Below are 18,953 nucleotides of genomic sequence, written 5' to 3'. Positions count from 1 at the left end.
AACTGATCGGCTGGATTGTTCGCAGGGAACAAAACATGAGCCATGCAATCCGGAGGGCCACCGAACTGGCCCTGGACGAGACGACGGTCACCGCACTTCGCGCCGCACTGAAGACCACCGCCGAAGAGGTCGTCCAGGCGATCATCGACGAGGTCCCTTCCTACGCCAACGCCCTGTCGGGCCGCATGGGCGCCACCATCCGCCGAGCCGTCCGCACCGCCCTGGGGCATTACCTGAATCTCGCGAGCGGCAACGCCACGGGCGGTGACGCCGGTGAGGCAGCCTACGAGCTGGGCCGCGGCGAGGTGCGCGACGGCCGTTCGATGGACGCCCTGCTCAGCGCCTACCGCGTCGGCGCCCGCGTGGCCTGGCGATGCCTGGCCGCGGGTGCCGTACCCGCGGGTCTGCCCGCCGCCGAGGTCGCCAAGTTCGCCGAGCTGACCTTCGCCTACATCGACGAGCTCTCCGCCGCGAGCGCCGCGGGCCACGCCGACGAACTGGCCGCCCAGGGCCGCGCTCATGAGCGCCACCTCGAACAACTGGTCCGCGACCTCCTCGCCGGCGCGGGCCCGGACGTGCTGCGGGCCTCTGCTCAACGGGCCGGGTGGCAGCCCCCTGTTTCGCTGACCGCGGTCCTGCTGCCCGCCGCCCAGGCCCGGCCCGCCTACCGCGCGCTCGACCCGAGCACCCTCGTCCTCGACGACCTGCCGGACGCCACCGGTGTGCTGCTCGTCCCCGATGCCGACCGCTCGCACCTCTTGCGGCAGCTGACCGACCGCACCGCCGTGGTCGGCCCGGCCCGGCCATGGACTCGTGCGTCCGCCTCGTACGCACGCGCCGTCCGCGCGCGCTCCCTCTCCCCTGATATCCGCGACACCGAGGAACACCTGCCCGAGCTGGTACTGAGCGCCGACGCGGACGCGTTCGCAGACCTGCGCGCCCGAGCCCTCGCACCGTTGCAGACCTTGCCTGCCGCGACCGCGCGGCGGCTGGAGGAGACGTTGCGGGCGTGGCTCCTGCACCACGGCAGGCGGAACGAGATGGCGGCGGCGCTGTTCGTCCATCCCCAGACCGTCCGGTACCGGATGTCGCAGCTGCGGGAGCTGTTTCCGGATCTCACATCGCCGCACCGGGTCCTTGAACTGACGCTGGCGGTGGGTGTTCGGGTCAGCTGACGCGTTCTTCGACCGTCCACGACCGCGTCCGCGGGCAGGGCGGCGGTTCAACTGCCAGCAGACGACGGATTTCCGCCGGGGTGAGGTCCACGAGGTCGGGTGTGGAGGCCTCACCACCCCCCTTTCGCGTTCCTGGACGGCCATGACTGCGAGGAAGATGTGGGCGGGCATGGCGAGCGTGATGTGCCGGTAGCAGCCGACGTAACGCCGGACCTCGTAGTGGTCCAGGCCGCACTCGTTCTTCGCGCTCTGGAAGCACTCCTCGATCTTCCAGCGGCAGTCGGCAACACGGGCCAGGTCGGCGACGGTGGCTTCCAGCGGGGCGCAGGCGAGGTAGTAGGCGATCTCCTCCGGTTTGGCGATGCTGTGGCGGGCCAGTCGTAGAGGCGTCCGCCCTTCGCACCGGGGCCGGCGGACAGACGCTGCCACGCTTCGGGCGGGGCCGGGGCGATGAGGTGGTCGATGCGCGGGGGACCTGCTGGGACTTGGGCACCGCGACGACGTAGGAGAGCTAGGCGTTCTGGAGGAGTCCTGGACGGACACGTCGATGCCGTCTGGGTAGGAGGTCAGGGTCAGGGTGCGGGTGCCACCGCCGTGGCGCAGGGCGTTGGTGACGAGTACGAGTTCGGAGACGACCAGGACCACGTTGTCGCAGGCCTGTTCCGAGACCGGGGGCCGAGACAGGCCAGGAAAGTCCGGGCGCTCGCTCGGGCGTCGCCGATGGAGGCCGTGGACGGGGCTGTCGAGACAGTGATGCGCATGGTGTCCGTAAGTGCGGTCGGGACCTCGGTGCTCAGTATGCCCATCGGGTCCCCTGGCCTCTATGAGCCGTACATGCCGGCCTTGCCTGTGCACCGCTTGTGCCCCGAGTCGGGGTGTTCACCCCGCAGTGTCTGTCCGGTGCCCTCGGTGTTCGAGGTCGATTACCTCTTTGTCGAACGTGCGGAAATCTATCTCGGCCGGAGTAGACATCCGGCTGTGTGGTGATTATGGTTTCTCTCGTAACGCAGAGAGACCGCAGGGCCTGGCAGAGACGAACTGTCGGGCAGCAGTACCGGTAGTTGCAGTGCGCAGGACGGTGCGGTGGTGGAGTGTCGAAGCCAGGGTTGTTGCAGGACGGCGACGGGACTGGCGACCGGACCGGGTGGCCCGCAGTGATCAGGGGCCGCCGTGAGCAGTAACGCAGTGGCAGTACCCAGTAAGTGCAGTTCGCAGTACCAGCAGTGAAGTTGAATGAAGCGGTACCTCGGTGAGGCGTCGACGGCTGCGGGCGCGCGCACCGGGAGGTTCGGCAGTGGGGTTCTAAGCCAGCGCAGATGCAGGATGGGCGACGGGGCTGGCTGCCGAAGAGTGGCGCTTGGTCAGGTCACCAGCAGTACGCAACACAGCAGTACAGGAAGTGCGCAGTTCAGCAGTATCAGCAGGACCCGCGTTACAGCAGTTCGCAGTATCAGCAGTACGCAGTTCCCGTTTGGTAAGTGATTGATCGAGAGGGAAGAACGGAGGAACCAGGCGCCATCAGGATCGCCCCGACGCCACGCGAGTCCGGGTACCGCAGGACATCGATAGTGAGGTGGTCTCCGGTCACGCATCCGCGATCCCCGCACCCCCGACGAAGCTCAGGTCGGGTGGGCGGAAAGAGAAGGCCGGCGCAGCATCAGGGCCGGCAGATGGTGTAGCAGTTCCTTCGGGGCCCGGGAGCCACATGGCACCCGGGCCCCTCCACGCGTTCCACAGAGCAACCGGGTGGAAGGGCTGTACTGGTCGAGGTCACCCACCACACGGATTTCCTGTGGCCCACGTGTCGCACGGGCGTTCTCTGATGGGCGGTCGTCCTGTTCGGTCATGGCCGTCCTCCGCCCTGTGCCTCTATGTGTCGGTACTTCACCGCCAGCGCGGTAGCGGGGTGCGCGGCCGGGCCACAGCACTGGCGCAGGCGAGGATGGAGTTGAAGGGCGGGCGGGGTCGCCTTGGCCGTGCAGGTCTTCGACGTCCGGCGGGCTGGTGCCCGCCGATCCGTTCTCCCGTGGTGCAATGTGAGCGGTCCGGGCGCCGGGTGTCGCAAGGGCGGCTGACTGGTGAGCGCACTATCGCTTCAGGTGGAGGGTCTGTGATCGCAGGAGAGCCGGGCGGGAGCGGTAGGCCTGATTCTGGTCTTCGCGTGAACGGTGGTCGCGTGCGTGAGGGGATGACGCTCGCGGGGATGCTGGAGGCGGCGGAGGCCGCGCCGCCCGTGGAAGCCCTTGATGTGGTCGCGCGCATGCTCAAGGAGCGCCTCGGGGCGGTGTCGGTGTCCTTCCTGATCACCGACTTCACGGGGAGCTCGGTCGTACGGTTGGGCGCCGCGGGCAGCGTCGAAACGGGTGAGCGCGCCCAGCGCATCACGCTGCGGGACACGCTGTACGACGACGTGATCCGCAGCCAGCGTCCGAGCGTGCAGGACGAAGGCCCGGCGACGCTGGTACGGGTGGTCGCACCGGTGACCAACCGCGGGGACGCCATCGGGCTCCTGGAACTGTTCCTGCCTGCGCCGCCGGACGCGGAGGTGATGCGGGAGATCGGTGAGACGGCGCACGCGCTGGCCTACATCGTGATCGCGAACCGCTCCTTCACCGACGTCTACCAGTGGGGCCGGCGTACGCGGCCGCTCAACCTGGCCGCGGAGATCCAGCACCGGCTGCTCCCTGGGTCGCTGGCGTGCGAGGCCGCGCAGTTCGCGGTGGCCGGGGCGCTGGAACCCGCCGATCACGTCGGAGGGGACACCTTCGACTACGTGGTCGACCGGGACACCGTCCAGCTGTCCGTCACCGATGCCATGGGGCACGACGTCGCCGCCTCCTTGCTGGCCACCCTGGTGGTGGGCGCACTGCGCCGGGCCCGGCGGGCGGGCGAGGGCCTGCGGGAACAGGCCCGACAGGCCGACGAAGCCATGCGCGAGCACGGACGCGAGGGCTACGTAACCGGTCAGCTCCTGCGGATCAGCCTGCTCGACGGATCCACCGAGTTCATCAACGCCGGGCACCCCTGGCCGCTGCGGATGCGCGACGGCGAAGTGACCCAGATCGTTCCGGAGATCGATCTGCCGTTCGGCATCCTCAGCCCGCGTGACTATCGGGTGCAGTCACTGGACCTGCGGCCCGGCGACCGACTGGTGATGCTGACGGACGGCATGCTGGAACGCAACGCCGACACCGTGGACCTGTCCAAGCTCATCGTCCGCACCCGCGACCTGCATCCCCGGGAAGCCGCGCGCACCCTCATTGGGGCGATCGTCGATGCAGGCGACGGGCATCTGGAGGACGACGCGACCGTCATGTGCCTGGACTGGCACGGCACCGCCCCCACCCAACGGGACGCCGCCACCGGCGCTAACCTCACCGACGCCTCACTTCCCTCAGCACAGAACGGACCCCTCTCGGGTGATGACCCGCCCGGCCCGCCTCTCCGCACCTGACAGTTCGGCCGGTTCGGTCTCGTGTATTCGTTCCGTGCGGGGGAAAAACTGTGGCCGTTAGGTGAGAATTTGCCGCGCGTAAAGGTGAGGGTTTTTATCGCCGGGGACTGAGTAGAATAACCTTACGTGCGGGGGCCGCTCCGGCGTGCTACTGTCGATCTCAGTTGCAGTCTTGGTTCGCAAAAATTCAAGCGCTTCCCTCGCTGGCCTCGCCGGCTGGAAGCGCTTTGCATTTTCCGCCGATTTTCCGGTCGGGGCAATCATCGCGGCGACTCCGGAACCGCACAGTGTGATTCCGGGCACTGCCCCAAAGGAGATCAATATGGCATCTGGCACCGTGAAGTGGTTCAACGCGGAAAAGGGTTTTGGCTTCATCGAGCAGGAGGGCGGCGGCGCTGACGTCTTCGCTCACTACTCGAACATCGCCTCCTCCGGCTTCCGTGAGCTTCAGGAAGGCCAGAAGGTGAACTTCGACGTCACGCAGGGCCAGAAGGGCCCGCAGGCCGAGAACATCGTTCCCGCCTGACGCTGACGCGTATACGTAGCTGGGGCCCGCACCTTGGGGTGCGGGCCCCAGCTCGTTGCTTTTCCCCCTCACGCTCCCCGTCGCATCCCGGCGTTTCAGTGTGAGCAGCGGGTGGCGGCGCCTCGCGCCGACCCGCCTCCCTGTCCGGCCCGGCGGATGCGTTCTCACACAGCGCCCGCCCCGCCCCCGCCGCCTGTAAGCCGTCCGCCGTTTACCCGGCCTCCTTGACGCGCTGCGCGGCACTCTCTCCGCAAGCCTTGACCGCTTCTTTCGCGGCACGGCTCTGCGCTTTGTCTTTCTTCGGCCCGTTCTCGCGAATACCCGTCATGGGAATTCCTCGATACGTGCCGTATCGAGGAAGGTTCGCATGGACCGCAGCACTCGCACGAACGACCGCTATTCCCGCACCCGCACCGGCGGCCAGAGCGGTGCCCCCCGCACGGGCCGTACCGGCGCTCCCGCCCGTTCCGGCTTCTCCGCCCGTTCGGGCTACGGCGGCCGCCGGCCCGCCGCGGTGCAGGGTGAGTTCGCCCTGCCGAAGACGATCACCCCGGCGCTGCCCGCGGTCGAGGCCTTCGTGGACCTGGACATGCCCGCCGCGCTGCTGGCCGCTCTGGGCGCCGAAGGGATGAAGGTCCCGTTCCCGATCCAGGGGGCGACGCTGCCCAACACCCTCGCCGGCCGTGATGTCCTGGGCCGCGGACGCACTGGCTCCGGCAAGACCCTCGCCTTCGGTCTGGCCCTGCTGGCCCGTACGGCGGGGCAGCGCGCCGAGCCCGGGCAGCCGCTGGCCCTGGTCCTCGTTCCCACCCGCGAGCTCGCCCAGCAGGTCACTACGGCGCTGACCCCGTACGCCCGCGCGGTGAAGCTGCGCCTGGCGACGGTGGTGGGCGGTATGCCCATCGGCCGCCAGGCCAACGCGCTGAGGAACAGTGCGGAGGTCGTCGTCGCCACCCCCGGCCGGCTGAAGGACCTCCTCGACCGTGGTGACTGCCGCCTGAATCAGGTCGCGATCACCGTCCTGGACGAGGCCGACCAGATGGCCGACATGGGCTTCATGCCGCAGGTCACCGCCCTGCTGGACCAGGTACGGCCCGAGGGGCAGCGGATGCTGTTCTCCGCCACTCTGGACCGCAACGTGGACCTGCTGGTCCGCCGCTACCTCACCGACCCCGTCGTCCACTCGGTCGACCCCTCGGCCGGCGCGGTCACGACGATGGAGCACCACGTCCTGCACGTCCACGGGGCCGACAAGCAGCGGATGACGACGGAGATCGCGGCGCGCGACGGCCGCGTGATCATGTTCCTCGACACCAAGCACGCAGTCGACCGCCTGACAGAACACCTGCTCAGCAACGGCGTACGGGCCGCCGCGCTGCACGGAGGCAAGTCTCAGCCCCAGCGGACCCGCACCCTGACCCAGTTCAAGACCGGCCACGTCACCGTGCTGGTCGCGACCAACGTCGCCGCGCGCGGCATCCACGTCGACAACCTCGACCTCGTCGTCAACGTCGACCCGCCGACCGACCACAAGGACTACCTGCACCGCGGCGGCCGCACCGCCCGGGCGGGCGAGTCCGGCAGCGTCGTCACCCTGGTCATGTCCAATCAGCGTCGAGAGATGACGCGTCTGATGGCGGCCGCGGGCATCACGGCGCTCACCACCCCGGTCCGCTCCGGCGAGGAAGCCCTGAACCGGATCACCGGCGCCCAGACTCCCTCCGGCATCCCGGTCGTCATCACCGCACCGGTCGCCGAACGGCGCGCACGCAGCGCCGCCTCCCGCGGCCGACGCAGCGCCGCCTCCGGCGCCCGGCGCGTAGCGGTGCGACAGTCCGCCTTCGATGCGGCGGCCTGAGAGCCCAGTGATTCGGAAACTGACCCACCTCTGCAGGAGGCACGTGTTGACGCTGGTCCAGATGCAGCCCCGCCCGGCGAACGCCAATCCCGCGCCCCGCACGGCGGACACCGCGATGGAGGCGGCCGCTCCGCAGGTCTGTGACGACATGACGGTCGAAGTGGCCCTGGCCGTCATGGCCAGTGCCCGCACGGACCATCTGCTCGTCGGCGACGAGGACGGCCTCTGTACCGGGCTGGTCACCCAGGCCCAGCTCACCGCCCTCCGCGACACCGCCGCATACACGGACCACGTCCGTCTGCGCGCTGTTCTCGGCGACCGCGGGCCGTTCACCTCGACCAGGACCACGATGGCCGAGGCCGAACACGCCATGCGCTACCGCGGCCTCGACGCCCTGCCCGTCGTCGACGAGCAGGGAAGCGCTCTGGGCGTCCTCGCCCTCGCACGCTGAACCGCCTCACCACCGCTCCCCGTCCGCTTCTCCCTGTGAGGCCTCATGCGCTGTGTCATCGCCCGCTTCCCGTTCGACCTGACCAAGACCGGTGTCCTGGCGTCGATGAAGGGCGTCAAGCCCGAGCAGGTCATCGGCGACTCCGTGATCATCGGCCGCCGCACCTACCCCCTCAAGCAGGTCGGCCAGGTCATCACCCGCCAGGACCGACGCGACTTCAGCGCCGGCGAAGTCCTCCGCGCCATGACCCAGCTCGGCTTCACCTGCCGCGGACTTCCCCGGGTCGCCGTGCCCACGCGTGCACTCAGCCCGCTCCAGCAGGCATCCGCGATGCTCGGCATCCCGGTGACCGGCTGACAGCCTGGCGTGAGCCCCACCCCGAACACCCAGAGGGCCCGACCGGCACGTTCCGGTCGGGCCCTCCGCGTACCTGGGGGTTGATTTCGCGGTGATGAATCAGTGGCCGGAACAGCTGAAGTGGCCCACGGGCAGGCGCTGACATCCGCGATCGACACGCGGCAGACACGGCGATCGGCGCGTACGGCTCCCCCCGCAACGGGTGCCGACCGCAACACGCCGCTGAACTCGTCGCGGATCTCGGCGAGATCTGCGGCACACACGATCTGTGCTGCACAGCAACAGCTGTGCAGCACAGACTCGTGTCGAGCTCGTACCGCGCGGAGGGGGCCAGCCCATATGGTCCTGAACTCGGCTTAGCCGGCGCCATCGTGCACCCGCCCGGAGCCTCTCGGAGGGCCTCATTGACCCGCGGGTTGTCCGGCACGTATCGGGGAACGAGGGGAGGTGATGCGAGCCGATGAGGCTGGCTGGAGTCGGTTGCTGGAAGCGGGGAGAAGGTCCGTGAGCGGTGTGTGGGGGTACGCGCGGGACAGTGGGTACACGTCCCGTCAGTCGCTGGTGGGTTTCACCGTGGAGGCCGCTGACGGTGTCATCGGTCACGTGGACCGCCAGCAGGATCAGCCCGGCATGCAGCACCTGGTGGTCGACACCGGCGTGTGGGTGTTCGGAAAGAGCATCCTGATCCCGGCCGGCGCCGTCAACGCCATCGACACCGAAGCCCGGACGGTGAAAGTCGCACCGACCCGGGAAGAGATCAAGGCCGCTCCCCGGTTCACCGCCGACAGCGAAACAGCCGACCACCGCTACCTGTCCGCCGTCGGCAACTACTACCTCTCACTCCGCCGCGCGCTCGCACCCTGACCCGAAGCCGGTCGGCAGCTCGCCCGCCCCGTACAGCGGGCGGGCGCGCCTCAGCGGATGGTTGTGGTCAGTAGGCGGCGAGCGCGATGGCGATGTAGTGCGCGGTGAAGGCCGCCACGGTCAGGGCGTGAAACACCTCGTGGTAGCCGAACCAGTGGGGTGAGGGGTCGGGGCGCCGGAGGGCGTAGACGACCGCGCCCGCGCTGTAGAGGAGCCCGCCGGTCACGATCAAGGTGAGTGCGGCCACGCCGCCACGGTGCAGGAAGTCAGGCAAGTAACGCACCGGTGCCCAGCCCAGGGCCAGGTAGCAGGGGGTGTACAGCCAGCGGGGGGCGCGGACCCACAGGACGCGGAAGGCGATGCCCGCCAGCGCGCCCGTCCACACGATCCATAGGAGCACGGATCGCTGGTCAGGGGAGAGGAGGAGCACGGCTAGCGGGGTGCAGGTGCCGGCGATGATCAGGAAGATGTTGGCGTGGTCGAGGCGGCGCAGAACGGCCTCGCCGAGGGGGCCCCACGTGCCGAGGTGGTAGACGGCGCTCGTCCCGAACAGCATCCAGGCGGTGACGGCGTACACGGTGCAAGCCAAGGCTGTCTGGGGTGTGCCTGCCTGGAAGATGAGGACGATGCCCGCAGCCAGCGATGCGGGGACCATCCCGGCGTGAAGCCAGCCTCGAAGCTTCGGCTTGATCGGCTCCGCCAGGTCGGCCGCTCGTTCGACCAACTCGGCAACCGGATGGGAGTTCTCGCGTCCGCCAACCGTTGGTGCGGACGAAACGCCGCCCGCTTGCGCGTTGTCTCGGTGCACTGCTTCTCTTCCTGACTCGAACTGCTGGGCATCACTGGCAACCATGTGTTCATGCTAGGAGCCTGCCCGGAGTGGCATTGCCGGAGGTCTGCCGCAGCTCGCCGGGAACTGTCGGACGCGGCTGCTTCAGCCGCCTCATGGTTCCGTCCCCGCGGTCTTCCGCCAACTGGGGCCGTGGAACTCGTGTAACTCGGCGGGCCATGGGAACGATCAGAGCTTCCGAATGAGCCTCTCCGCTCTCCTACGTTCAAGGACCGCCGATGCTTCCCGAGTTCTGCTCCCACGCGTCCGCCCCCCTTTCCCATCAGCTGGAACAGCGGCTGGGACTGGACCCCCGCCTCGAGGCCGGCCGAATCGACGTGGAGCGCGTCGCGGACATCGCCGTCGTCGCATCGGCTCACTCCGACGGGTACGCGGCCACCGCACATCTCCTCGGACTCCTGGCCGCGCTCCCCGCTCCCACCGAGGCCGGGGAGCACTTCTGGTCGAACTTGTGGAGGTCCTCGGGGTCCCTCTACCTGCTGCCCGCCAACATCAAGGACTACGTCCTGAGTTCGCTGGCAGGCGAAGGCACCGGTCTGGCCGGACAGATCCTCTCGGCTGTCGACGAGATGACCCCGCCCCAGCGCATCGCAGCGGGGGAGGTCATCGGCCAGGCGCTCTCCGAGTCCGACCACCTCCCCGACCTGAAAACGCAGGTCATCGGCGAGCTGTGGCTCCGGGACCTCGAACTCACCGCCTGGCGCGTCCTGCACGCGGACCACAAATCAGCTGATCCGGCCCGGCGAAAGGCCTTTCTCGACGCATGGACGAGTATCTGATCGGCACGCGCCGAAAACAGTCTTAGTCAGCTGTTGTGTAGGCCAGAGGTTTGTCGCCGTGGCTCGCGGGGAGTCTGTGGCGCCGGCAGTGTGGCGGTGCCCTACCAGGCGAGGGCGACCGACTTCGTCTCGTCAGGCGATGCATGCTTTAGCCGTAGCGAGTTCGTCCCTGTCCGTCGCGGGACCGCGCTGACGATCCGTTCGATCAGTGCCTCTGTACGGGTGTCGACCATTGCCGGGTGTCTGGGCGGGTGACCGACGGTGCTGTCATGCCGTCGCCCTGGTACGGCGGCTGCGTTCCAGCCCGGTGGCGATCCGCTTCTGCTTGGCCGGTGATTCGCCTTGGGGCGGCAACGCCCCGGGTGCCGGCGGAACCGGGGGCGTTGCCGCTTGGATCACCAGCCAGCCGGCCTGACCGCCCCCGCTCGAAGGGCCAGACCCCTCGCCGCTCGACTGCCTGCGACGGTTGCCCGGGAACCGGCAGGGGAGGGCACAGCCTCGCCCGCGCGGACTGGATGGGTGTGGCGCTCCCCGCAGAGAGATCGCCGTCTCGGCCGGACGACTGGGGCGGGCGTGGATAGCACCCTCCGTCAGGGCGTCGCGGTTCTCTGGACGCCTCGTGGAGCCCGGGGTGTCGCTCTCCGCCCGGCTGCGGGAGCGCAGCGCGGGCGACAGCGTCGGTCCTCTGACGAGGCCCTGTTCGCCCCCGCCAGAGACAGCGAAGAAGCGTCAGCCGCTGCGCATAGCGCCCACTCTGCGCGTAACGCACACCGGTAGGCTGCCCGATTTGTGCCATACGGGCCGCTGACCTGCGGTTTTCTTTAACCTGTTTTTGCTAGACCCTATTTCGATGACCCACCACGTGGAGTGCGTGGCGATCCTGGAGCCGATCGCAAAGGGCGCCTGACCTGCAGGTTTATCAGTGTGCATATGTGCACTGTGGGCGTTACGGGCGATATCTTGACGCTGAAATGACGCTCGTGACGCTCATTTGACGCTCGCCAGGCTTGATGCCTGACGGTGCGTCAACAATGAAACGCCACCCCTCGGGCCGGGCTGCGCGCCTGCTCGGGAGGCGGCTTTCCACGTGCGGTGGCGGGGCGGATACCGACCTTGTCCGCGTGTTCGTCGAGCTCTCCCCGCGCACACGCTCTGTAGTGGAGCGCCGCTGCGCTGCCGTCCTCCGGTACTCGTCCGCGGAACACGTACGGGCAGGGAATTGGGTACAGCGGGGGATCTGCTGGTGAAGCGTGAGGTGGATACATGCACCGCTGGTCCCCGTTGAACGACCGCCAGCGAGAGCTTCTGCGGCGGCTGGATGCCGGCGAGCAGCCTGGCGTGGCGTCGGCTGAACGGCTGTCCGCGTACGCGTTGCGCGATCGAGGTCCGAACATGGCGTGACGCAGTTCCGTCGAACGCGCGGCCTGCCGGGCGGGAGCTGGCAGGAGCGCCAGCGGGTGGTCGCTCCTTCCGGCTGCACCCGTGTGCGGCAGCGCCGACGCTGCCGAGTGGCCCTTCCCACATTGCATGATTCGGACCTCATCTGCATGACGGGGGCTATACGTTGCGGCTGACGGCGTCGAGTCGAACTGTGGGGTGGGTGGGCTGTGCTGGTCGAGGCGTTGACTGCGGTAGCGGCACTGGGCGGTGGTGCGGTGGTGCAGGCTGCCGGGACCGACGCATGGCTCGTGGTGCGTGAGCGCGCCGCGGCCCTCCTGGGACGTGGCGACACCGCTCGGGGCCGCGCTGAACTCGAGCGACTGGATAGGACCGCACGAGCCCTGGAGCCCGAAGCCGCCGTAGACCCGGAGCAGGAGCGGCTGCGGCAGGAAGGGGAGTGGCGGACGCGTTTCGAGATGCTGCTGGAGTCCTTGGACGCCCGGGAACAGGAGCGGACGGCCCAGGAGTTGCGCACGTTGGTTTCGTACGTCGCCGATGCGGCCGGCGACGTTGCCGTTGCGACGGGGAGGGCCGTGGCGAGCGGCGGCGGTAGCGCGGTGACCGGGGTGAAGCGTACGGGCGACGACGGACGGTCGGCACGAGTGATGAACACCGGCGACGCGGAGGCCACGGGCGCGGGTTCCAGCGCCGTCAGCGGCATAGTCCGCGACTAGGCGGGGCGGGCGTCATGGCGAAGTGGCACTGGGGCAGGCGACGCGACACCGGCAAGAGCACTCCGGCGAGGAGCACCCTCGACGGCGCCACACCCGCGGTATCCGTCAACCCCGCGCAGCAGGTGTCGGGAAGCGGGAACGCGACCGCGACGAACGGTGGTATCGCCGTCACGGGCATCTACAACGACCATTCCACCGTGATGCTGCCGCCGGAGGCGGTGGCCCCCGCGGGCAGTGTCAAGGCCCGCCCAGGTCTCGACAACCTGCCCTACCGACCCGGCCGCTTCGTAAGCCGCACCGCCGAACTCGACCGCCTGGACGCCGCCATGGCCGGACATCAGGGTCGTCCGGGCGGGGTGCTGCTACAGGCCGTGCACGGACTCGGAGGGATAGGCAAGAGCGCCCTGGCCGCTCACTGGGCGGCCAACCGGGCCGGCGCCCTCGGCCTGACGCCGATCCGCTGGATCACTGCGGACAGCCCGGCCGGCATCGAGCAGGGCCTCGCCGCTCTGGGGATGGCCCTCCAGCCTGCCGCGTCCAAGGTGATGACCGTCGAAGCCCTGGTCGAGAACGCGAAGGAGTGGCTGGCCACACACACCGGTTGGCTGCTCGTCCTGGACAACGTCAACGACCCCGCCGACATAGCCGAACTGCTGGCACGCTCAACGGCCGGTCGCTTCCTGGTCACCAGCAGGCTCGCCACCGTATGGCACGACGCCACCACCGTCATTCGGCTCGACGTCCTCGACCCGGCCGATTCCCTGGCTCTCCTCAGGGAGATCGTCACCAGCGGTGGCCCCCGCGACCTGGCAGGAGCGGACGAACTCTGTGCCGAACTGGGACACCTGCCCCTGGCCGTCGAGCAGGCCGCAGCCTATCTCGCGCAGAGCCCCCTGCTGACCCCGCGCTCGTACTTGGACCTACTGAAGGACGACCCCGCCGCGATGCTCCGGCGGGGCGCCGTCGGCGCGATCGACGCCGAACGCACCGTCGCCCGTACCTGGCGCGTGGCGCTGGACACCATCGCCGAATGGCAACCCCTGGCCGCCGAAGTCCTGCGGATCATGGCCTGGTACGCCCCCGACGACATCCCCGCCGGGCTCCTCGACGACCTGGCCGAACCGGCCGAGCTCGCCGACGCCCTCGGCACCCTGAACGCATACAGCATGATCAAGATCGATGCCGGCAGCCGTTCCCTCGCCGTGCACCGACTCGTCCAGTCGGTGACCCGGACCGCCGATGCCGACGACCCGCACCGTACGCCCGACCTCGTCCAGGAGGCCCGCTTATACGCGACCGCCTCCCTGCTCTCGGCCGCCCAGCCGTGCCAGTGGCAGGATCCCGCGACGTGGCCCACCGGGCACACCCTGCTCCCGCACATGGATGCGGTCGCCCGCCACACACCCCTCGAGGCCGACACCACCAAGACCGCGAAGCTCCTCAACCACACCGGCGTGTTCCTCGACTCCCAGGGGCTGGCGGCCCGCGCCTCGGTACACCTGCGAAGAGCCCTCGCCCACCACGAACGCGCGCTGGGCCCCGACCACCTCGACACGATTGCCTGCCGTCATAACCTGGCCGGTGCCTACCAGGGGGACGGCGACCTGCGGCGCGCCATTCCGCTCTTCGAACGGGCCCTGGAAGACGCGGAGCGCACCCTCGGTGCCACGCACCCTCTCACCCTCGCCTGCCGCAACAACCTGGCCGACGCCCACCGGGCAGCCGGCAGGACGGACAGGGCCCTTGACCTGCTCGAGGAGAACGTGGCCCTGGGCCTGCTGCAGGGCACGGACGAGCTCAGCACCCTCGCGGCCATCACCAACTACGCCCGTGCACAGCAGGCTGCCGGCAACCTCGACGAGGCCGTTCGTCTGCTCGAGGGCAACATCGAGGACTGCGTGCGCGAGTTCGGCGAGGACCACCACCTCACCCTCGTCACCCGCCACAACCTGACGGCCGCCCGGCTGGCGGCCGGCCGCCGGCTCCCCACCGCGGAGCTCTTCGAGCAGGACCTCCATGACATGGAACGGGTCCTCGGCGAGGACCACCCGGACACCGTCCTCGCCCGCGGGGACCTGGCGTACGCCTACAAGGAGGCGGGCGACCTCGACCGCGCCGTCCCGCTGCTCGAGCGGACACTGCACGACATGGAGCGCGTCCACGGTGAGAACCACACCAGGACCCGCACCATTCGCATGGCGCTCTCCCTCGCCCACCGGGAGGCGGGCGACCTCGACAGGGCCCGCTCCCTGGCCGCTCCGAGACCGAACGAGCCGGTCGGTCCCGGGTCGACCGGAGACCCGCACGCGGCGGACGAGAGACACCCCGACGCCCGCGCTGCCGACACCCGCAGCGCCGACATCGGCTACGCGTTCCTTAAGAGTGACGACCCGGAAGGCGCCATGCCGCTGTTGGCGCAGGCCTACCACGACAGCCGGGAGGGGAGCGGTGAGAAGCACCGCAACACCCTCACCGCCCGCCACAACCTGGCTGTGGCCCACCTGATGTCGAACGACCCCGGGCCGGCCATCCCGCTGTTCCAGCAGAACCTCCGGGTCCGAGAGCAGACCCTGGGCGAGGACCACCCCGACACGCTCTCCACCCTCAGGCACCTCGCCGACTCCCATCGCTTGGCCGGCCACTTCGACCGGGCCGTCCACCTGTACGACAAGACCTTCCAGGGACGCACGCGGGCCCTCGGCCCGGCCCACACCGACACCCTCGCAGCCCTCAACCTCCTTGCGTACAGCCTCCGGCTCACGGGCCTGCCGAAGGAGGCGATCCCCCTCTACCAACGGGCACTGCACGGCATGGAGACGGCGCTCGGACCCTCCCACACCGACGTCCTCACCGCCCGCAACCATCTCGCGGAGGCGCACCAGGACGCCGGGGATCTCCAGCGAGCGATCCCGCTCTACGAGGACAACCTCACCGCATGCGCACGAACCCTCGGCGAGGACCACCCGCACACCCTCACCGCCCGCCACAACCTGGCCGTCGCCCACGCCGCGACGAGGAACTACGACCGGGCACTCGCCCTGCTCGAGTCCAACCTCCCGCACCAGGAGCGGGTGCACGGGGCGGAGCACCCCGACAGCCTCACCACCCGCATGAACATCGCCTCCACCTACCAGGTGATGGGGATGCGCAAGGAAGCCCTCCGCCTGTACAAGCAAACCCTCGACTCCTGCATCAGGGCTCTCGGGATCACTCACCCCCTCACCCTCACCGTCCACGCCAAGCGGCGCTCCGCTCGGCGTCGAAGGCCCTGACACCGGCGCGCACAGGCCCACCCAACCGAGCCCACCCGCAGGGGGTCTGCCTCATGAACCGCAACAAGAATCTCCACGTCCAGGCCGAATCCCTCGAACCAGACGTCCTGGTCCGTGGTGAGACCAGCCTCGACGACTCGGCATCGCGGCACGCATCGTGCCCACGCCCAGGCACAGCGCAGGCTCGGTCTCCGTCATCACCGACACCGGCGACCTCGTCGCGGGAGACCTTGCGGCCAACTCCTTCATGGGCCGCTTACCGAGGAAGCCGGCCAACCCGCCCTTCCACGACGACCCGCTCGGCAACCTCGTCAGCTTGCGCGAGATGCTCGCGCTCAACCCCACGCGCCTCCATGTGGGCCACAGCACCCCGCTCGGCCCCGACCGCGTACGGCACTGGGCGACCCGCGAACAGCGCCGTCTCGCCCGCCTTGCCGCCCGAGGGCGGCTACCTCGATGGGCTGATCAGTGCTGGCTGTTCAGGAAGGCGATTGCGACGGCGCCCCACCAGGCGGCTCGCGACGCTCCTGACTGGCTTCCCAGGCGGCACGGGGCCCTGTACGCGCCGACCGGAGGCGGGCGAGAAGCGTCAGCGTGCTGCGCATACCGCTCAATCTGCACGTAACGCACACCGGCAGCCTGGCTTCGCTCAGCATCAGTCGCGGCGCCCCCTGACCAGCCGCCGCGCTCCGCACCATCTGGGTGGCGTCCGCAGGGGCAAGACCCTTCTCGCATGCCGTCCGGCGGGAGCGGTTACGCCCTTCGAGGCACGTTGACGCGGGAGCAGTTCGCCGCGCGCGGCTGCGGCATCGACTGGGGGAGCGGCCCCTGTGGTGGCTGTTGCTGGATAGTCACCTACGGAGCGAAGATCACAGCGACCTCGTGAAGTGATCACCGGTAGTGAGCGCCGTCCTCTACTTCGAGCCGATGTGGGTCGAGGGGCGCGCCGGGTCGCGGAGGCCACCAAGCGTGGTGTGCACCCGGACGCCGTTCCACTGTGGAGGACTGTGGAAGCGTGCACGACGCGGGCGTGCTGCTGCGGCCGGCTTCTTTTCGGGAGCAGCAAGGATCGACGGCTCGAAGAATTGTCCTTCAATTTTTCGGGGTGATCTGAGGTGAGTGGCGGATCAGTGGGCGCCATGCGTTAGCGTGGCAAGCGTTGATGGCGAGCCCCGTGCTGGTTCGTGCTGGTTTTTGAGGCGCAGTAGGGGTAAACGTGCAGGTCAGGGCGGTTTCATGAGATTCCTGCACACCTCCGACTGGCACCTCGGTCGGTCCTTCCACCGGGTGAACCTGCTCGACGCCCAGGCCGCTTTCATCGACCACTTGGTGGAGACCGTCCGGGAGCGCGAGGTCGACGCCGTCCTCGTCGCCGGTGACGTCTACGACCGGGCCGTGCCCCCGTTGCCCGCCGTCGCGCTCTACGACCGGGCCCTGCACCGGCTCGCCGACCTCGGCGTGCCCACCGTGATGATCTCCGGGAACCACGACTCCGCCCGCCGCCTCGGCGTCGGGGCCGCCCTGATCGGCCGGGCCGGGATCCACCTGCGGACCGACCCCGCCGGATGCGCCGACCCCGTGGTGCTGGCCGACGTACACGGTGACGTGGCGCTGTACGGGCTGCCCTACCTGGAGCCCGCCCTGGTGAAGGACGATTTCGGCGCCGGGAAGGTGAGCCATGAGGCGGTTCTGGGCGCGGCCATGGACCGGATCCGGGCCGACCTGGCCGGACGCGCGCCCGGCACCCGCTCCGTGGTCCTCGCGCACGCCTTCGTCACCGGCGGGCAGGCCAGCGACAGCGAGCGCGACATCACCGTCGGCGGGGTCGAGGCCGTGCCGGCCTCCGTCTTCGACGGAGTCGACTACGCCGCCCTCGGCCACCTCCACGGCTGTCAGACGATCAACGATCGGGTCCGCTACTCCGGTTCCCCGCTCGCCTACTCCTTCTCCGAAGCGGACCACCGCAAGACCATGTGGCTGATCGAACTGGGCGCCGAAGGGGAGATCGCGGGCGCCGAGCGCCTCGATGCCCCCGTCCCGCGCCGGCTCGCCCGCGTCCGGGGACGGCTGGAGGACCTGCTCGGCGAAGGCGCGTACGCCGCGTACGAGGACTGCTGGCTGGAGGCCACCCTCACCGACCCCGTCCGGCCCGAGGACCCCATGGCCCGCCTCGCCGAGCGCTTCCCGCACACCCTCAGCCTCGCCTTCGACCCCGAGGGCCGCACGGAGGACGGCGGCGGCTCCTACGCGCAGCGGCTCAAGGGCCGCAGCGACCAGGAGATCGCCGAGGACTTCGTCACGCACGTGCGCGGGGGCGGCGGTTTCATCGACGAGGCCGAACGGGCCGTGCTCCAGGGCGCCTTCGACGACGTACGGGCCGACGACAGCCTGCGGGAGACCCACCGATGAGGCTGCACCGGCTCCGGATCACCGCGTTCGGTCCCTTCGCCGAACCGCAGGAGATCGACTTCGACGCTCTGTCCGGCGCCGGGATCTTCCTGCTGCACGGACCGACCGGCGCGGGCAAGACCTCCGTCCTGGACGCCGTCTGCTACGCCCTCTACGGGTCGGTGCCCGGTTCCCGCCAGGCCCCCGGCACCAGTCTGCGCAGCGACCACGCCGCCGCCGGCACCCCGACCGAGGTCACCCTCGAACTCACCGCGGGCGGACGGCGCCTGGAGATCACCCGCCGCCCCGAGCAGGACCGGCCGAAGAAGCGCGGCACCGGGACGACCAAGGACAAGGCGCAGAGCCGGCTGCGGGAGTACGACGGCGCAGGACAGAGGGAAGGGCAGGCGCAAAGGCAGACGCAAGAGCAGGCACAAGGGCACGGTCACGGGCCCGCCGAGAGTGACGGGACGGGCTCCGGGAAAGGCTGGCGTGCGCTCAGCCGTTCCCACCAGGAAATCGGCGAGGAGATCGAGCACTTGCTCGGCATGAGCCGCGAGCAGTTCTGTCAGGTCGTGCTCCTGCCCCAGGGGGAGTTCGCGCGCTTCCTGCGGGCCGACGAGGTGGCGCGGGGCCGGCTGCTGGGCCGGCTCTTCGACACCCGCCGCTTCGCCGCCGTCGAAAGCCTGCTCGGCGACCGGCGCCGGACCGCCGAGGCCAAGGTCCGCGCCGGTGACGAGCAGGTGCTGCACACCGCCCAGCGCCTCGCGCAGGCCGCCGGCGACTGCGCCGACCTGCGCGCTTGGCCACTGCCCCGGCACCAGCCGGGCGACCCCGGGCTGGCCCCGGCCGTCCGCGCCTGGGC

Annotated in this window: 13 protein-coding genes; 12 read left to right on the top strand and 1 reads right to left on the bottom strand. The window is 69.6% G+C overall.

The genetic code is table 11. The features are described 5' to 3' along the window. Positions 1 to 35 precede the first annotated feature (35 nt). From J7E97_RS12750 to J7E97_RS12720, 7 genes are all read left to right on the top strand, one after another. Positions 36 to 1,175, top strand: coding sequence for a CdaR family transcriptional regulator (locus tag J7E97_RS12750; protein WP_215026029.1), 1,140 nt, complete (start codon positions 36 to 38; stop codon positions 1,173 to 1,175). A gap of 2,188 nt (positions 1,176 to 3,363) precedes the next feature. Continuing rightward, positions 3,364 to 4,629, top strand: a complete 1,266-nt coding sequence (locus tag J7E97_RS12745; RefSeq protein WP_215026053.1) for a PP2C family protein-serine/threonine phosphatase — start codon at positions 3,364 to 3,366, stop codon at positions 4,627 to 4,629. 322 nt (positions 4,630 to 4,951) lie between these two features. After that, on the top strand, positions 4,952 to 5,155 hold the full coding sequence (locus J7E97_RS12740; protein ID WP_134068503.1) for a cold-shock protein: 204 nt from the start codon (positions 4,952 to 4,954) through the stop codon (positions 5,153 to 5,155). Positions 5,156 to 5,522: 367 nt separating this feature from the next. Further along, entirely contained in the window at positions 5,523 to 7,013 is a 1,491-nt protein-coding gene (locus J7E97_RS12735; RefSeq protein WP_215026025.1) for a DEAD/DEAH box helicase, read from the top strand. Between the two features lie 46 nt (positions 7,014 to 7,059). Then, positions 7,060 to 7,464, top strand: a complete 405-nt coding sequence (locus J7E97_RS12730; RefSeq protein WP_215026022.1) for a CBS domain-containing protein — start codon at positions 7,060 to 7,062, stop codon at positions 7,462 to 7,464. A 45-nt stretch (positions 7,465 to 7,509) separates the two neighbouring features. Next, positions 7,510 to 7,821: an SCO5918 family protein gene (locus J7E97_RS12725; RefSeq protein ID WP_215026019.1), complete on the top strand. Its 312-nt coding sequence runs from the start codon at positions 7,510 to 7,512 to the stop codon at positions 7,819 to 7,821. A 504-nt stretch (positions 7,822 to 8,325) separates the two neighbouring features. After that, a complete protein-coding gene (locus tag J7E97_RS12720; protein ID WP_215026016.1) occupies positions 8,326 to 8,685 on the top strand; it encodes a PRC-barrel domain containing protein in 360 nt (119 codons plus the stop codon). A 67-nt stretch (positions 8,686 to 8,752) separates the two neighbouring features. On the opposite strand, the gene J7E97_RS12715 is transcribed toward J7E97_RS12720, so the two are convergent. Then, positions 8,753 to 9,538 carry a hemolysin III family protein gene (locus J7E97_RS12715; RefSeq protein WP_215026013.1) on the bottom strand — a complete coding sequence of 262 codons (786 nt, stop codon included), beginning with the start codon at positions 9,536 to 9,538 and terminating at the stop codon, positions 8,753 to 8,755. A 215-nt stretch (positions 9,539 to 9,753) separates the two neighbouring features. Between J7E97_RS12715 and J7E97_RS12710 the strand changes: the two genes are divergently transcribed. The 5 genes from J7E97_RS12710 to J7E97_RS12690 all read left to right on the top strand — a co-directional run. Then, positions 9,754 to 10,314 (top strand): hypothetical protein, encoded by a 561-nt coding sequence (locus J7E97_RS12710; RefSeq protein WP_215026010.1) that lies wholly within the window; start codon positions 9,754 to 9,756, stop codon positions 10,312 to 10,314. Between the two features lie 1,607 nt (positions 10,315 to 11,921). Beyond that, complete coding sequence (locus J7E97_RS12705; protein WP_308346480.1) at positions 11,922 to 12,428, top strand: hypothetical protein; 507 nt, start codon at positions 11,922 to 11,924, stop codon at positions 12,426 to 12,428. Positions 12,429 to 12,442: 14 nt separating this feature from the next. After that, positions 12,443 to 15,700, top strand: coding sequence for a tetratricopeptide repeat protein (locus J7E97_RS12700; protein ID WP_215026007.1), 3,258 nt, complete (start codon positions 12,443 to 12,445; stop codon positions 15,698 to 15,700). A gap of 1,236 nt (positions 15,701 to 16,936) precedes the next feature. Further along, complete coding sequence (locus tag J7E97_RS12695) at positions 16,937 to 18,109, top strand: exonuclease SbcCD subunit D (RefSeq protein ID WP_215026005.1); 1,173 nt, start codon at positions 16,937 to 16,939, stop codon at positions 18,107 to 18,109. Then, positions 18,106 to 18,953 (top strand): AAA family ATPase (locus J7E97_RS12690; RefSeq protein WP_215026002.1); only part of this gene is annotated, 848 nt, incomplete at its 3' end. The genes J7E97_RS12695 and J7E97_RS12690, both read left to right, overlap by 4 nt.

Origin of the sequence: Streptomyces sp. ISL-66, from assembly GCF_018614135.1 — a bacterium.
GTDB lineage: Bacteria > Actinomycetota > Actinomycetes > Streptomycetales > Streptomycetaceae > Streptomyces.
Note: the sequence above shows the minus strand (reverse complement) of the source record. Positions and strands in the feature narration are given on the sequence as shown.

Coding starts and splice junctions, on each gene's coding strand:
- J7E97_RS12695 (WP_215026005.1), top strand. CDS start 16,937: ATGAGATTCCTGCACACCTCCGACTGGCACCTCGGTCGGTCCTTCCAC.
- J7E97_RS12700 (WP_215026007.1), top strand. CDS start 12,443: ATGGCGAAGTGGCACTGGGGCAGGCGACGCGACACCGGCAAGAGCACT.
- J7E97_RS12740 (WP_134068503.1), top strand. CDS start 4,952: ATGGCATCTGGCACCGTGAAGTGGTTCAACGCGGAAAAGGGTTTTGGC.
- J7E97_RS12715 (WP_215026013.1), bottom strand. CDS start 9,538: ATGGTTGCCAGTGATGCCCAGCAGTTCGAGTCAGGAAGAGAAGCAGTG.
- J7E97_RS12745 (WP_215026053.1), top strand. CDS start 3,364: ATGACGCTCGCGGGGATGCTGGAGGCGGCGGAGGCCGCGCCGCCCGTG.
- J7E97_RS12735 (WP_215026025.1), top strand. CDS start 5,523: ATGGACCGCAGCACTCGCACGAACGACCGCTATTCCCGCACCCGCACC.
- J7E97_RS12725 (WP_215026019.1), top strand. CDS start 7,510: ATGCGCTGTGTCATCGCCCGCTTCCCGTTCGACCTGACCAAGACCGGT.
- J7E97_RS12750 (WP_215026029.1), top strand. CDS start 36: ATGAGCCATGCAATCCGGAGGGCCACCGAACTGGCCCTGGACGAGACG.
- J7E97_RS12710 (WP_215026010.1), top strand. CDS start 9,754: ATGCTTCCCGAGTTCTGCTCCCACGCGTCCGCCCCCCTTTCCCATCAG.